Genomic DNA, 13,269 nt, shown 5'->3' with positions numbered 1-13,269 from the left:
CCCGGGCACCGTCATCCCGCCGCGTCCGCCGCCGGTTCGCCGGACGACGGATTGCGCCAGGTCAGGGTGACCTTGAAGTTGGCCTGACCGGTCGTACGGGAGATCACCACGTCCGCCTCAGCCGACAGGGACAGGCCGAACTCGACGCCGATCTCGTCGGGTTGCCGTGCCATGTCACGGAATCCATCCACGAAGTTCTCCGCGACCGGCCGAATCCCGGCGATCATGTCGTTCAGCGACCGGGTCGCCCGCGCCACGACCTGCCCGGGACGCGCGACCCGCACCAGCCCGTCCACGGTCTCGTCGATCTGGACCTTGACGATGCCGGTCGCGTCCGACGGACCGTTTCCGGCCCCCTCACCAGCCGTTCCGATACCGCCGGCCCCGGACACGGGCAACTCGACCAGGTATGCCATGCTCCCCCCTTTGCAACACCTGCCACGCCGACCCCGTACCCTACCGATTTCAACGGCATGTGGGGGCCGAACCGTCTCGAACCGCCGCCGTAACGTCCCGATCTGGCAGTACGTCGACGAAGGCATCGCGGCCCTGGCCCCGCTCGCGCCCGCCTTGAGGGAAGTCACCGGATGACGTCGGGCGGAGCGGCCTACCGGCAGGTCGAACCTGCGCGGGCATCGCCGTCCCCCGGTCAGGGCAGGGCCTGAATGCTGTAGAGCGCGCCGATTCCGGCGGCGACGGCGCCCAGGAGGAGCCGGAGGGCTTTCTCGGGGAGGCGGGGCTGGAGGTGGGCTCCGAGGTACCCGCCGGCCAGGCCGCCCAGGCCGCAGGTGAGGCCGAGCAGCCAGTGAGGGGCGATGTCGCCGGTGGCCGTCAAGGAGAGCGAGGCGTAGGTGGCCGCGCCCACCACGGAGGTCACGAAGGTGGAGGCCAGGGCGGCGGGCGCCACCGTGGCGACCGGCATGCCGCGCCCGACGAGGATCGGCCCGAGCAGGGAGCCGCCCCCGATCCCGTAGATCCCCCCGACGACGCCGACGACCAGGGCGAGTGCGGTCGTGGTGCGGTGGGAGGGCTGCCCGGCACGGTGCCTGTGGGGTGGGCGCAGGGTGCGCAGCCACAACCACAGCCCGAGCGGCAGCAGGAGGGCCGCGATGAAGAGCCGGAAGACCCGGGGACCCGGGACGGCGAACACGCGGATCACCGCCCCGATGACCACTCCGGGCACGGTGCCCGCGACGAGCAGACGGGTCAACGGTCCCCCCAGGCGTCCTGCCTTGCGGTAGCGCAGCAGCGGACCAGGGCCGGCCACGACGTTGAACAGCAGGTTCGTCGGTGTCACCGCCGGGCTCGGCACCCCCAGGACACTGAGCTGCACCGGCAGCAGGAACATCGCCCCGGAGACGCCGACCGGAGCTGTCGCGACCGATATCAGCAGCCCGGCGGTGAATCCGAGCAGCCCCGTCGACCATGTCACCGCAAGGCCCCCTCCGAAAGATCGTCGCCCAGCCATCAGAGCTGGCGGCGGCTTCCGAATCAAGTGCCTTCCGTTCGCGTGAGCACTGGCCCCCGCTCTGTCCAGCCGCTGCTTGACGCGAGCGCGGAATGAGGCTGCTTACGGCCGAGGCAGTGGTGTGGAGCGCACGATGCGGAATCCCACGTCGTCGATCCGGAAGGTCGGGTGGCTGCGCCGCCGCACCGACGCCCGGCAGCTCCAGTGCTCGTCGGCCCATCCACCACCACGGAGCACCCGGTAGGCCCCGTACACCTCGGCGTCGTAGACGTCCCAGCACCAGTCCCACACGTTGCCCAGCATGTCGTACAGGCCCCATGCGTTGGGCTGCTTGCCGCCGACAGAGTGGATCCGCCCATCGGAATTCGCCTGGTACCAGGCGACCTCGTCGAGCCGGCCGTACCGCGGGCCAGTAGTGCCCGCACGGCAGGCGTGCTCCCATTCGGCCTCGGTCGGCAACCGGTACCCGTCTGCGAAGGTGTCCCATTCTGCCGTCTCGGCGTCGACGCACAGGTGATACGCCGGTGTCAGCCCCTCGCGTCGGGACAGGGCGTTGCAGAACTGGACCGCGTCCCACCACGAAACACCCTCGACCGGCAGCCGCTCGCCTGGGGCGCTACTCGGCCGTCGGCCTGTGACTCGCGCGTACCAGGACTGCGTGACCGGGAACGCCGACATCTGGAACGGCGCGACCTCGACCGGCCAACTGCTCCGCGTCCGCCGGTCCGACAGTGTCACCTGCCCCGGCGGGACCGCAACCATCTCGTTTTCTGCCCCCGCGTCCACAACAGGCCACCCTACCGGCGTCACCGGTCACGGTCAGGGCACCGTCAGCACCTGCTGGTGCCACTTCCAGTGCGTAGGCTGAGCGGCCTCCCTCGAGCAGCTACGAATCGACCGGCAGCTGGAAGAAGCACTCGCGGGCGGCGGTGATCCCCGTCGCCTCGCGTCGATCTCCGGACTGTCGGAACTCACCGCCAACCGCTACACGGAAGCCGCTCGAGCCCTCGTGGCTGGACGCCTGCAAGAGGCCCCCTCAACGCGCAACGGCGTACAACTGCCGAGGACCGGATGAAGCCCCAGCAGGCAGGGGTTTTGCCTGAGTTCGTGCCGGGCGGGTCAGCCGATGACGACGCTACCGGCGGGGGCTATGGTGATTGTTCCGTTACCGCCGCCGACGCTGGAGACGGTGTCGCCCTTGCCGTCGGCTTCGGAATAGACGGCAAGGGGGGCGTGTATGTCGTAGGTGATTTCGGCCTGGCCGCCGTCGATGTTGTAGCAGCCGTTGGGGTTGGTGTGGGTCTGACCGTTGATGGTCACGGTGCCGCTCGCCATGCTCTGCTCCTCGCACGCGAAGTTGTGTGGGGGTGGTGGTGAGGCGGACAGCCACGAGGGTGCCCGCCGGAACTCAGGCGGTGGTCTGGCGTCGTCCGTTGCGGTCGAGGCGGACCAGGCCCAGGCGGGTGCCGTACTCGGTGTGAAGCCAGATGCGGCCCTTTTCGCCGGTGCCCTGCAGACGGGGGGCGCCGAAGTGGTGGGTCCGGCCGTCGGAGGTCTTGATGTGCACTTCGGCCTTGTCCACGCACCAGTAGGAGACGGAGCCGGAGGTGTCCATCCGGATGTAGGCGGGGTAGAGGTCGAGGTCCTCGTCCAGCAGCTGCGGCTTGCGCGGGTCGTTGTACTCGGGCTTCTGAACAGCGGCGACCCTGATGTCAGCGTCCTCCGTGTTCTCCTCCCCCATGACGAAACACGTCTTCGCACCCTTCTCGAAGTCGCCGTTGTCCCCGGTCGTGAGCGCGAACTCCCGGCCCGCGATGCCGAGGTAGACCCAGCTGTAGGTCTCGGAGCCGCCCTCGCTGGACGTATGCACCGTGGCCCTGATCTGCTTGATGTCTGCCATGGAACTGCTTCCTTTCCTCAGCGGCTCTTCGACCGCCGTGTGTTCGATGTCACCGGTGCCTTCGCGCCTGTCGGCCCACCGGCCGATACGGAAGGAGCGTCTGTCGCATCGATTGACGACCTACTCCGGATGCGTCGGCGTCGTGCGGAACGCGCTCCGATTCGGGAGTGCGGAGCGACGCGGACGGGGTGGGCGAGGAGTGCCGGTGAACCTGCCGAGCACCCTACCCGTTACTCAGAGCGGCGCCACATTGCCGAGAGTAATCGAGTTGCGGCTGTCTCATCTGCGTGCGAAGGGGTACGGGGTGGACCGCGGAGGGCCGACCGGACAGCAGGCGGCCCGCCGGCTCGATGGGGAGCCGTTCGGCTGCTACGTCCTTGTCGGCCTTCTGCCGGTTGGGGCGCGGGGTTACGGCGATCGGGTGGTGGTCGACGTCGAGGTTGTCGGCGCCGCGCGCCGGTGCGCAACCGCAACCGCAGCAGCAGTCGCAACCGCAGTGGCAGTCGCCCCCGGCGAGACCGAACACCCCGGGGACCGGCACGGCCCGCTCCGACCGGAATGGCCGGGGCGGCCACAACGGGGAGCAGCGGGCTGCCGGAAGCCGGCGACGCCGTCAGACCTTCCCCCCGGAACATCTGGCCGGACAGCGCCACGCTCGGCATGTGCGGTTTCCTGCGCGCCTACGATCCCGTTCGCCGCCGAGCCGGAGGCGGCCCGGCCGAGCACTGACGCGCGGGCCGGACGGAAAGGACGACAGGAAGCGACACCTTGTTCTCCCCGCGAGCCCTCAGGCAGGCCTCCTGGGCTGAAGGACTTCCCCCACCGCATCCTCACGCCACCGCTTCAGGTGCGCGTGGAAGGCGAACGCGCCGTGCGGGTACGCGTTCGCTCCGTTGGGCCGGCCGCGTCCTTCGGCGTTGTAGTAGCCGGGAGTGCACTCGGCGTGGAACCACTCGTGGTCGGGAGCGTCCTGGGCGAGGGTGGCGAGCCAGGCGTCCTCGGCCTCGCGGGACGGTTCGATCAGAGCGCCCTTGGCCTCGGCGGCGGCGACGAGGGCGGCGGCGTGGACGGCCTGCTCGTCCAGGACGTGGGTGAAGTTGACGCTGCTGGCGTTCTGCAGGGAGCCCATGTGGATCAAATTGGGGAATCCGTTGCTGGTGAAACCGTGCAGGGTGCGCGGGCCCTGCCGCCGCCAGGCATCCAGCAGTCCGGCGCCGCCCCGGCCCTGGACGGGCAGCTTGCCGGAGTGGACGCCGGAGGCACCGACGGAGAAGCCCGTGGCGAAGATCAGGCAGTCGAGCTCGTACTCGGTGTCGCCGACGACCACGCCGCGGGCGGTGACGCGCTCGATGCCGTGGGTGTCCGCGGTGTCGACGAGGGTGACGTTGTCGCGGTTGAACGTCTGGTAGTAGAGGTCGGAGAAGGTGGGCCGCTTGCAGGCGTAGCGGTACCAGGGCTTGAGCCGTTCGGCGGTCTCCGGGTCGATGACCGTCTGCTCGACACGGGCGCGCAGCTCGTTCATCTTGACCGCGTCGGCGGCCTCGTACGCGCTCTCGAAGGCTGCGCGGTCGCTCTGGCGGTCAAAGCTGATCAGGAGCTTCTCCAGCAGACCCGCGGAGGAGGTCCAGCGGTCCGCCACGAGGTCTTCCTCGGCCGTCCCGCCCGAGACGATGCGCAGGAAGTTGTCACGGCGCTCACGGGCCCAGCCGGGACGGTCCGCGCCGACGTCCTGCGCCGACATCCGGCGGTTGGCCCGCACGTCCACACTGGACGGGGTGCGCTGGAAGACGTAGACGCGTGCGGCGTCCCGCGCCAGCATCGGGATGACCTGGACGCCGGTCGCGCCGGTGCCCACGATGCCCACACGTTTGTCCGTGAGGCCGGTCAGGCCACCCTCCGGGGTGCCGCCGGTGTAGCCGTAGTCCCACCGCGAGGTGTGGAAGGTGTGGCCCTGGAAATCCTCGATGCCGGGGATCCCGGGAAGTTTCGGCTCGGAGAGGGTGCCCGTGGCCGTCACGACGTACGTCGCCCGGAACTCATCGCCCCGATCCGTCGTCACCAGCCAGGTCTCGGACGCCTCGTCCCAGGTCAACGACGTGACCGCGGTGGAGAACAGGGCGTCCGTGTACAGGCCGAACCTCTCCGCGACGCGCACCGCGTGGCGGCGGATCTCCTCGCCGGGCGCGTACTTCCAATCCGGCACGTACCCGGTCTCGTCGAGCATCGGCAGGTACACGTGCGATTCGATGTCGCAGTGGATGCCCGGGTAGCGGTTCCAGTACCAGGTGCCCCCGAAATCGCCGCCCTTCTCCACGACGCGGACGCGCTCCACCCCCCGCTGCCGCATCCGCGCCCCGGCGAGGATGCCGCCGAACCCGCCGCCGACGACGGCGACGTCGACCGTGTCGCGCAGCGGCTCGCGTTCGGCCGTCTCCCCGGCGTACGGATCGGCGGCGTAGTAACCGAACTCCGCCTCGGTCGCCCGGTACTGGCCGGCGCCGTCGGGCCGTACCCGTCGCTCGCGCTCTTGGCGGTAGCGCTCCTTCAGTACCGCGAGTTCGTGGGGGGACGGCACGTGAGCAGTGGTCATGTGGGGGACCTCGATCCGATCGATGTGTCACCGTGCGGCCCCCCGCGACCACGGGCGGCCGGTCACTACCCTAACAAGAACCGGACACGGCTGTCCGGTTAGGCTGGAGGTGCGGGACCGTCTCTCGCTCCCGCACGACGGCACCCCCACAGACGACGGGAAGAGCCCCCATGCGACGACTTCCACTCCACTCCTGCGCCGTTCTCACCATGGTCGGCATGCTGACCCTGACCGCTTGCGGCACGCAGACCGGCGAAGACAAGGGCGCGGCAGCCGCCGGGGCCACGGTCGCGGCGGCCGCCGGGGCCACGGGCCGGACCGTCCACGCGCAGCAGCTCATGCGGCTGACGACGCCGCATGAGGAGAGCGGAAGCACGCTGCTGGAGGGACCGGTCCTCGACGACGAGGGTCGTCTGACCGTCGTCGACGTCACCGCCCCCGCGGGCGCACCGAAGGTGATACGCGTCGATCTCGACAAGAAGAAGACGCGGACCCTGCACACCGACGACCGGGGTGCGTACACGTCGGCGCAGTTCAGTCCGTACGACGGACGCCTCTACCTGACCGACTACGCCCACGGCGAGATCGTCAGTCTGGCTCCGGACGGCGGCGACCGGCGGGTCTTCTTCTCCGGGAACGTCGACGGGGCGCCGATGAACCCCGACGACCTCGCCTTCGACGAGGACGGCGATCTGTACGTCAGCGACTCACGCGGCCTGTCGGAGGGGCAGGCACACGGCCGCGTGGTGCGGATCGACCACGACGGCGAGGAGGCGACCGTCCTGGCCGACGGTCTGGCCGCGACCAACGGCATCGCCTTCGACACCGGCTTCCAGGGCCTGTGGTTCAGTGAACTCACCGAGAACCGGATCTCTTACCTGCCCCTCCAGGGCCAGGGCGGAATCACCGTCCGGCACACCGCCGTCCGCGTCGACGGGGGCCTCGCACAGACCGACTCGATCGCCGTCGACTCGGACGGCAACCTCTACCAGGCGCTGCACGGCCGCCCCGCGATGGTCGTGTACAGCAAGTACGGTGAGCGCCTGGCGACCGTCGAGGTACCGGCCCGTGACGCCGAGGGCCTGGAGTCCGCGACCAACGTGGCGATCACACCCGGCGGGACCAAGGCGTACATGACCGTCAGCGGCCCCGCCGGCGGCTACCTGTACACCTTCGACGCGCTCGCGGAAGGCATCCGGCAGTCCAACGGCGGCTGACGCCGTTTCGGCTCAGTCGTCGAACGGCCGTACCGGGCCCACCTCGACGGTGAGCAGACGCCAGGCCGCCAGCACCCGGCGTTCCCGCTCCTCACGGGTCGGGCCGACGGCGACGCCGGAGACCATGCCGACAGCGAGCATCAGATGGTTCGCCTCGGCAAGCCGATGACCGTCCGGCATGCGGGTGCGCAGCGCGCGTTCGACCCGATGGGACAGATCATGGGCGTACGCACGGGTGCCGGGGCGGTCGTCCGCCTCGTCGGCGGCGCGCAGGAGACTGATGAAAGCCGCGGACTCGGTCAGGTGCCAGGACAGGACACCGAGCACCGCGGCGAAGGAGGTGCCCTCGTCCGCGGCCGCCTGCTCGACCTGCCGCACGTTCTCCTCCAGGACCGCGGCCGCGACAGCGGCCCGGTCGGGGAAATGCCGGTACAGAACACCTTGCCCGACCCCGGCCCGGCGCGCGATCGCGGACAGGGGAGCGTCGATGCCTCGTTCGGCGAACACCTCCCGCGCGGCGACGATCAGAGCCGCCTGGTTGCGGGCGGCGGCTTTCGGTCCCGCGTTGGGGGGCCGCCGTTCACCGGAGCCGAGGTGCTGCATCACCACGACAGAATACCGGCCACCTGTCCTGATTCCCCCGCCGTCGCGTGATCGATGGCCCGCGGGACCCCGGGGCCCCGATCTTCGGCCTGGTCCACTACGGCGTCGTCGGCGTTCATGGACGGCGGGGGAGGCCCACGGTCCGGCGGTCGTCGGCGGGCTCGTCGACGCCGACATCGGACGGATCGGCTCGGCCGACGAGCAGGCCGACGCGATTTCTCTGCCTGGCTTCCGACGCGGCCTCGTTCGTCGACGGCGTGGTACTGCCGGTGGACGACGCGTGGGCCGAGGTCGGAATGGCAGCACCTGCCTGCGGGAGTGCAGATGGAGAGCGGCACCTACGTCAACCGGATCGGGCTTCGCCCACCGGGCCGGTCGAGCCGGGCGTGGGCCGGACCATAAGCTCGTCGTGCCGAGTCGTCCTCCGAGGAAGCGCGGTCGGGCAGGACGTGTGCATGTGGTGGCCGCCGACGGCGTCTCGGCCTGGCTGATGGAGACGAACACCTTATGACCGACCACCAGACGCTCTCGCTGATCCTGGGCCTGATCAGGAGCGGAGCGGCCGTCACCCGGCCCGACCTCAGCCGGCGCACCGGGCTGGGCCGCACCATCGTCACCCAACGCGTGGATCACGCGATCAGGACGGGTCTCGTGGCCGAGGGCGAGCCGGCGCCCTCCACCGGGGGCCGGCCGTCCCGCATCCTGGAGATCGCCTCGGGGCGCGGTGTCGTCCTGGGCGTGCTGTTCGGCGCCAGCCGGCTGCACGCGGCCGTGACCGACCTCGACGGAACGGTCCTGGCCGACCACCGCACGGTCTGGGACATCGAAGCGGGACCCGAGGCCTCCCTGGACACCTTGCACCAGATCTCGGCGCACCTGCTGACGCCTGAACTCCGGAGCCGACTGTGGAGCGTGTGCGTCGGCGTCCCCGGGCCGGTCGACTTCGCCCGCGGCACCGCCGTACGGCCGCCGATCATGGCCGGCTGGCACGCCTTTCCGCTCCGGGACCGGCTGCAGGCCCACTACGACGTGCCCGCGTGGGTCGACAACGACGCCAACCTCATGGCCCTGGGCGCCTGGAGCAGGACGCGGGAGGTCGCCGGCGACGACGTCCTGCTCGTCAAGGCGAGCACCGGAATCGGCCTGGGCCTGATCTCCGGGGGGCGCCTGCACCGGGGAGCGCGAGGCTCCGCGGGGGACCTCGGGCACACGATCATCGCGGACGAGTCCCGCCTCCGGTGCCGGTGCGGCAAGTTCGGCTGCCTCGAGGCCTTCGCGGGCGGGTGGGCCATCGTTCGGGACGCGCGCGCCGCCGCCCTGAGCGGGCGCAGCCCGTTCCTGGCCGAACGGCTGGAGCGCACCGACGGCCCCCTGGCCGTCGGCGACGTACTGGACGGGTGCCGGTCCGGGGACCCGGTGAGCGTCGAGCTGGTCACCCGAGCGGGTGAGCTGGTCGGCGCGCAACTGGCCACGCTGGTCAGTGTCTTCAACCCGTCGACGGTCTACCTCACCGGTCTGCTCGCTCGGGCGGGGGAGGCCTTCCGGGCCCCTGTCGCCGACGCGGTGACCAGGCGCTCACTGCCGCTGGCCACCGACGAACTGGTCATCGCCGAGGTCGGCCTCGACGGACGCGAGGGTGTGGTCGGGGCGGCCACCCTGGCGATCGACGAGCTGCTGCGACCGGGGATGCTGGAACAGTGGCTCGCACAGGGCGACCCGCGCGGGGGCCGGGCCCTCGTCCACGAGGCGACCGGGCCCTTCCTCCCGCCGCTCCCGCCGCCCGCCTGACGCGTGACGCGCACCCGTCGGCCTGCTCGGTGGCAGGCCTTGAAGCGTCACGCGGCTTGCGTCGCCGCGGTGACGTCGACCCAGCCGCCGCCGCGCGCCGAATCGACGACGGCCTGGGTGATCGTCGCCGCGCGCAGCCCGTCGGCGAAGGTCGGCAGGCCCGGCACCCGCTCTCCCCTGACCGCCGCATGGGCATCGGCGACGAAGTCGGCGAAGCACTCGTAGTACCCCTGGGGGTGCCCGGCGGGCAGGACGGCCGACCGGCCGACGGGAGCGCCGGACCGGCCGGGGTCGCGCGGCAGGACCTCGTTGCCGTCCCGGCCGCCGATCCACAGCGACTCCGGGGTCTCCTGACGGAACGCGTAACTGGCGTCCGGCCCGTCGAAGGAGAACGACAGCGCGTTCTTGTAACCCGCGGAGGCCTGGCTCACCACCACCGAGCCGACGGCACCCGTGTCCGTCTCCAGCAGCACCACGGCCCCGTCCTCGGTCGCGACGGGACGCGGCGCGCCGCCGTCCGCCGGCCGGGAGGGGAACGCGCGCGCGAAGGACGCGCTCACCCGGGTGATGCGCTGGCCGGTGACGAACTCGGCGAGATCGCACCAGTGGACCCCGATGTCCCCGAAGGCGCGGGTGGCGCCGCCGTCCACCGGGTCCACCCGCCAGTTGGTCGCCGCCCCGTCGGCCAGCCAGTCCTGGAGGTAGCTGCCGTGGATCAGCCACGGCGGCCGGTGCTCCGGCCGCGCCAGCCGGGCACGCGCCTCCCGCACGGACGCGTAGTACCGGTACACGAACGGCACGGCGGTGGCCACCCCCCGCTCCGCCGCCAGCTCGGTCAGTCCGCGGGCGGTCGCGATGTCGGTCGCCAGCGGCTTCTCGCACACGACCGCGACGCCCGCGTCGAGTGCGGCACGGGCGAACCGGGCGTGCGTAGCGTTGGGGGTGCACACGTGCACCACGTCCACACCGTGCCGCAGGACCTCCTCGACCGAATCGAAGCCGCGGCCGGCACCGAGGGACTCGGCGGCGGCGCGCCCCTTCGCGGGGGTCGAACCGACGATGCCGACGACGTCCGCACCCGCCGTGACGGCACTGCGGGTGTGGACCGCTCCCATGAAGCCGGTCCCTACGACGGCGACGCGGAGCTGGCTCATGACGCACCTCATCCTCTGCCCCTGCCAGGGCTAACGATTGAAACAGGCGAAAGAAGGCCCATGGTTGGTTGATAAACGGCCGACTTTTGCTCAGACTAAGCGAAAGTGAGCATCAGCACCAAGGAGGTACGGGCGTGAACCAGAGCCCGCAAGCCGCACGCCGGCCGATCACCCTGTTCACCGGCCAGTGGGCCGACCTGCCCTTCGAAGAGGTCGCCCGACTGGCGAGCACGTGGGGCTACGACGGCCTGGAGATCGCCGCCTCCGGCGACCACCTCGACCTCGCCCGCGCCGAGGAGGACCCCGCGTACCTCCCGGCCAAGCTGGAACTGCTGAAGCGGTACGGACTGAAGGTCTGGGCGATCTCCCACCACCTCGGCGGCCAGGCGGTCTGCGACGACCCGATCGACTTCCGCCACCGGGCGATCCTGCGCCCGTCCGTCTGGGGCGACGGCGACGAGGAGGGCGTCCGCCGGCGTGCCGCCGAGGACATGAAGCGCGCCGCCCGGGTCGCCCGCCGCCTGGGCGCGGACACCGTCGTCGGCTTCACCGGATCGAAGATCTGGAAGTACGTGGCGATGTTCCCGCCCGTGCCCCAGTCGGTGATCGACGACGGCTACGAGGACTTCGCCCGGCGCTGGAACCCGATCCTCGACGTGTTCGACGCCGAGGGTGTGCGCTTCGCGCACGAGGTGCACCCGTCGGAGATCGCCTACGACTACTGGACCAGCGTGCGCACCCTGGAGGCGATCGGCCGCCGCCCCGCGTTCGGCTTCAACTGGGACCCGTCCCACATGATGTGGCAGAACATCGACCCCGTCGGCTTCATCACCGACTTCGCCGACCGCATCTACCACGTGGACTGCAAGGACACCCGCCTGCGGCAGCCCAACGGGCGCGCCGGCGTCCTCGGCTCCCACCTCGCCTGGGGAGATCCCCGGCGAGGCTGGGACTTCGTCTCCACCGGGCACGGGGACGTCCCTTGGGAGGACGCGTTCCGCGCGCTGGCCGCCATCGGCTACGACGGCCCCATCTCCGTGGAGTGGGAGGACGCCGGGATGGACCGGCTGCACGGCGCCGCCGAGGCCGTACGCACCATCCGCTCGGCGCTGTGGCCGCTTCCGCAGGCGGCCTTCGACTCCGCCTTCAGCAATCAGTGACCGCGGCGGGCGCGGGGCGCCCGCTGTACCGCGCACCTGGCGCACCCGGCGCACCTGGCGCACCCGGCACCCGGCGCACCCGCGCACCCGGCTCGGACGGCGTCGTATGGTCATGCGGTGAAGCACAGCGACGACGGCAGCGCGGCGACCTCCCCCCGGACCCCCCGGTCCCCTGCGGGGGGACGCCAGGGCAACGTGCGCCGCGTGCTGGAGGCACTCCGCCTGAACGGCCCCTCCTCGCAGGCCGCGCTGGCCCGGCGCACCCAGTTGTCCCGGGCGACGGTGAACAGCATCGTCAAGACCCTGAGAGAAGAGGGTGTCGCCGAGACCCGCCCCGTCAACGGCCGCGAGTTCCTGGTCGCCCTCGTCTCCCGCCGGGGCGCCGTCGTAGCGGTCCAGGTCAACGTCACGTCGCTGCGCGCGGCCCTCTTCGACTTCGGCGCGCGCGCACGCTACGACGCCTCGGTCGCCTTCGAGGAGGGCACGGCCGAGGAAGGCGGCGAGCCGGGGCTCGTCGTCGACATGGTGCGCTCCCTGGTCTCCCGGGCCGGTCTGCTGTCCACGGACCTGGCCGGCGTCGCGGTGGGCATGCAGGCCCCGCTCGCCCGCGCCACCGGAGCCGTCACGTCCTGGGCACGCCTGCAACTGCCCGCGTGGCGGGACGTCGTGGTGGCCGAGAGCCTCCAGGCGGAGCTGGGCGTGCCGGTGTGGGCCGAGAACGACGCCAACCTGGCCGCTCTGGCCGAGTGGACCTGGGGCTCGGGACAGGGAGCGGCGGACTTCCTGTACGCCATGTGCTCCGCCGGGGTGGGCGGCGGACTCGTCATCGACGGACGGATCTACCGGGGCGGCGACGGCCTCGCGGGAGAGATCGGCCACATGGTGCTGGAACCCGACGGCCCCGTCTGCTTCTGCGGCAGCCGCGGCTGCCTGACCACCTTCGTGTCCGAACGTTCGATCCTGCTCGCCCTCGAATCCTCCGGCAGCAGCCACACCACCCTGCACGGGGTCATCGACAGCGCACGGCGCGGAGACCCCGCCTGCCGACGGGTGCTGTACGAGGCGGGCCGCCACCTGGGACGCGCCTTCGCCAACACCGCGAAGCTCATGGCGCCCAGCGTCGTGGCCGTCGGAGGGACACTCAGCAAAGCCGGACCGCTGCTCTTCGACAGCCTCGTGTCCTCGGCCGAAGTCCAGAGCCTCAGGGCCGCCTCGCCGGACATCCGCTTCGTACCGGCCACCCTCGGCGACGACGCGACGCTGCTGGGTGGCGTCGCCATGGTGCTCACCGAGACGGGAACAGGCGCCAGCACCCTGCCCCCATGGGCTCTCCACCGACAGACCGTTCAGAAACCGAACGATCGCTCACGAAATCGTTGACAATTTCGG

The 13,269-nt window shown here is 71.2% G+C and carries 12 protein-coding genes; 4 read left to right on the top strand and 8 right to left on the bottom strand.

The features are described from left to right. Nucleotides 1-11 precede the first annotated feature (11 nt). The 6 genes from ACFV9M_RS26065 to ACFV9M_RS26040 form a co-directional block, all read right to left on the bottom strand. Complete coding sequence (locus tag ACFV9M_RS26065; RefSeq protein WP_385073685.1) at nucleotides 12-416, bottom strand: CU044_2847 family protein; 405 nt, start codon at nucleotides 414-416, stop codon at nucleotides 12-14. A gap of 233 nt (nucleotides 417-649) precedes the next feature. Then, nucleotides 650-1,432: a TSUP family transporter gene (locus ACFV9M_RS26060; protein ID WP_385073682.1), complete on the bottom strand. Its 783-nt coding sequence runs from the start codon at nucleotides 1,430-1,432 to the stop codon at nucleotides 650-652. A 138-nt stretch (nucleotides 1,433-1,570) separates the two neighbouring features. Continuing rightward, nucleotides 1,571-2,230, bottom strand: coding sequence for a formylglycine-generating enzyme family protein (locus ACFV9M_RS26055; RefSeq protein WP_385073680.1), 660 nt, complete (start codon nucleotides 2,228-2,230; stop codon nucleotides 1,571-1,573). Between the two features lie 357 nt (nucleotides 2,231-2,587). After that, nucleotides 2,588-2,803 carry a hypothetical protein gene (locus ACFV9M_RS26050; protein ID WP_385073679.1) on the bottom strand — a complete coding sequence of 72 codons (216 nt, stop codon included), beginning with the start codon at nucleotides 2,801-2,803 and terminating at the stop codon, nucleotides 2,588-2,590. A gap of 73 nt (nucleotides 2,804-2,876) precedes the next feature. Then, nucleotides 2,877-3,368: a hypothetical protein gene (locus ACFV9M_RS26045; protein WP_385073677.1), complete on the bottom strand. Its 492-nt coding sequence runs from the start codon at nucleotides 3,366-3,368 to the stop codon at nucleotides 2,877-2,879. Between the two features lie 787 nt (nucleotides 3,369-4,155). Further along, nucleotides 4,156-5,958 (bottom strand): flavin-containing monooxygenase, encoded by a 1,803-nt coding sequence (locus ACFV9M_RS26040; protein WP_385073675.1) that lies wholly within the window; start codon nucleotides 5,956-5,958, stop codon nucleotides 4,156-4,158. Nucleotides 5,959-6,128: 170 nt separating this feature from the next. Between ACFV9M_RS26040 and ACFV9M_RS26035 the strand changes: the two genes are divergently transcribed. Further along, nucleotides 6,129-7,175, top strand: coding sequence for an SMP-30/gluconolactonase/LRE family protein (locus ACFV9M_RS26035; RefSeq protein ID WP_385073673.1), 1,047 nt, complete (start codon nucleotides 6,129-6,131; stop codon nucleotides 7,173-7,175). A gap of 12 nt (nucleotides 7,176-7,187) precedes the next feature. Here ACFV9M_RS26035 and ACFV9M_RS26030 read toward each other — a convergent pair whose 3' ends face one another. After that, nucleotides 7,188-7,778, bottom strand: coding sequence for a helix-turn-helix domain-containing protein (locus ACFV9M_RS26030; RefSeq protein ID WP_385073725.1), 591 nt, complete (start codon nucleotides 7,776-7,778; stop codon nucleotides 7,188-7,190). Between the two features lie 507 nt (nucleotides 7,779-8,285). On the opposite strand from ACFV9M_RS26030, the gene ACFV9M_RS26025 reads away from it, so the two are divergent. Further along, nucleotides 8,286-9,566, top strand: coding sequence for an ROK family protein (locus tag ACFV9M_RS26025; RefSeq protein ID WP_385073671.1), 1,281 nt, complete (start codon nucleotides 8,286-8,288; stop codon nucleotides 9,564-9,566). Nucleotides 9,567-9,613: 47 nt separating this feature from the next. Here ACFV9M_RS26025 and ACFV9M_RS26020 read toward each other — a convergent pair whose 3' ends face one another. After that, the gene (locus ACFV9M_RS26020) at nucleotides 9,614-10,720 is read right to left on the bottom strand and encodes a Gfo/Idh/MocA family protein (protein ID WP_385073669.1); all 1,107 of its coding nucleotides are present in this window, start codon (nucleotides 10,718-10,720) and stop codon (nucleotides 9,614-9,616) included. Nucleotides 10,721-10,854: 134 nt separating this feature from the next. Between ACFV9M_RS26020 and ACFV9M_RS26015 the strand changes: the two genes are divergently transcribed. Beyond that, complete coding sequence (locus ACFV9M_RS26015; RefSeq protein WP_385073666.1) at nucleotides 10,855-11,880, top strand: sugar phosphate isomerase/epimerase family protein; 1,026 nt, start codon at nucleotides 10,855-10,857, stop codon at nucleotides 11,878-11,880. Between the two features lie 117 nt (nucleotides 11,881-11,997). After that, nucleotides 11,998-13,260: an ROK family transcriptional regulator gene (locus ACFV9M_RS26010; protein ID WP_385073664.1), complete on the top strand. Its 1,263-nt coding sequence runs from the start codon at nucleotides 11,998-12,000 to the stop codon at nucleotides 13,258-13,260. The last annotated feature ends 9 nt before the right edge of the window (nucleotides 13,261-13,269 follow it).

The sequence above is a fragment of the Streptomyces sp. NPDC059895 genome (genome assembly GCF_042731035.1).
Taxonomy (GTDB): Bacteria; Actinomycetota; Actinomycetes; order Streptomycetales; family Streptomycetaceae; genus Streptomyces.
The sequence above is the reverse complement of the archived record's forward strand: the minus strand, read 5'-3'. Positions and strand labels throughout refer to the sequence as shown.

Coding starts and splice junctions, on each gene's coding strand:
- ACFV9M_RS26055 (WP_385073680.1), bottom strand. CDS start 2,230: ATGGTTGCGGTCCCGCCGGGGCAGGTGACACTGTCGGACCGGCGGACG.
- ACFV9M_RS26020 (WP_385073669.1), bottom strand. CDS start 10,720: ATGAGCCAGCTCCGCGTCGCCGTCGTAGGGACCGGCTTCATGGGAGCG.
- ACFV9M_RS26030 (WP_385073725.1), bottom strand. CDS start 7,778: ATGCAGCACCTCGGCTCCGGTGAACGGCGGCCCCCCAACGCGGGACCG.
- ACFV9M_RS26035 (WP_385073673.1), top strand. CDS start 6,129: ATGCGACGACTTCCACTCCACTCCTGCGCCGTTCTCACCATGGTCGGC.
- ACFV9M_RS26050 (WP_385073679.1), bottom strand. CDS start 2,803: ATGGCGAGCGGCACCGTGACCATCAACGGTCAGACCCACACCAACCCC.
- ACFV9M_RS26065 (WP_385073685.1), bottom strand. CDS start 416: ATGGCATACCTGGTCGAGTTGCCCGTGTCCGGGGCCGGCGGTATCGGA.
- ACFV9M_RS26040 (WP_385073675.1), bottom strand. CDS start 5,958: ATGACCACTGCTCACGTGCCGTCCCCCCACGAACTCGCGGTACTGAAG.
- ACFV9M_RS26025 (WP_385073671.1), top strand. CDS start 8,286: ATGACCGACCACCAGACGCTCTCGCTGATCCTGGGCCTGATCAGGAGC.
- ACFV9M_RS26045 (WP_385073677.1), bottom strand. CDS start 3,368: ATGGCAGACATCAAGCAGATCAGGGCCACGGTGCATACGTCCAGCGAG.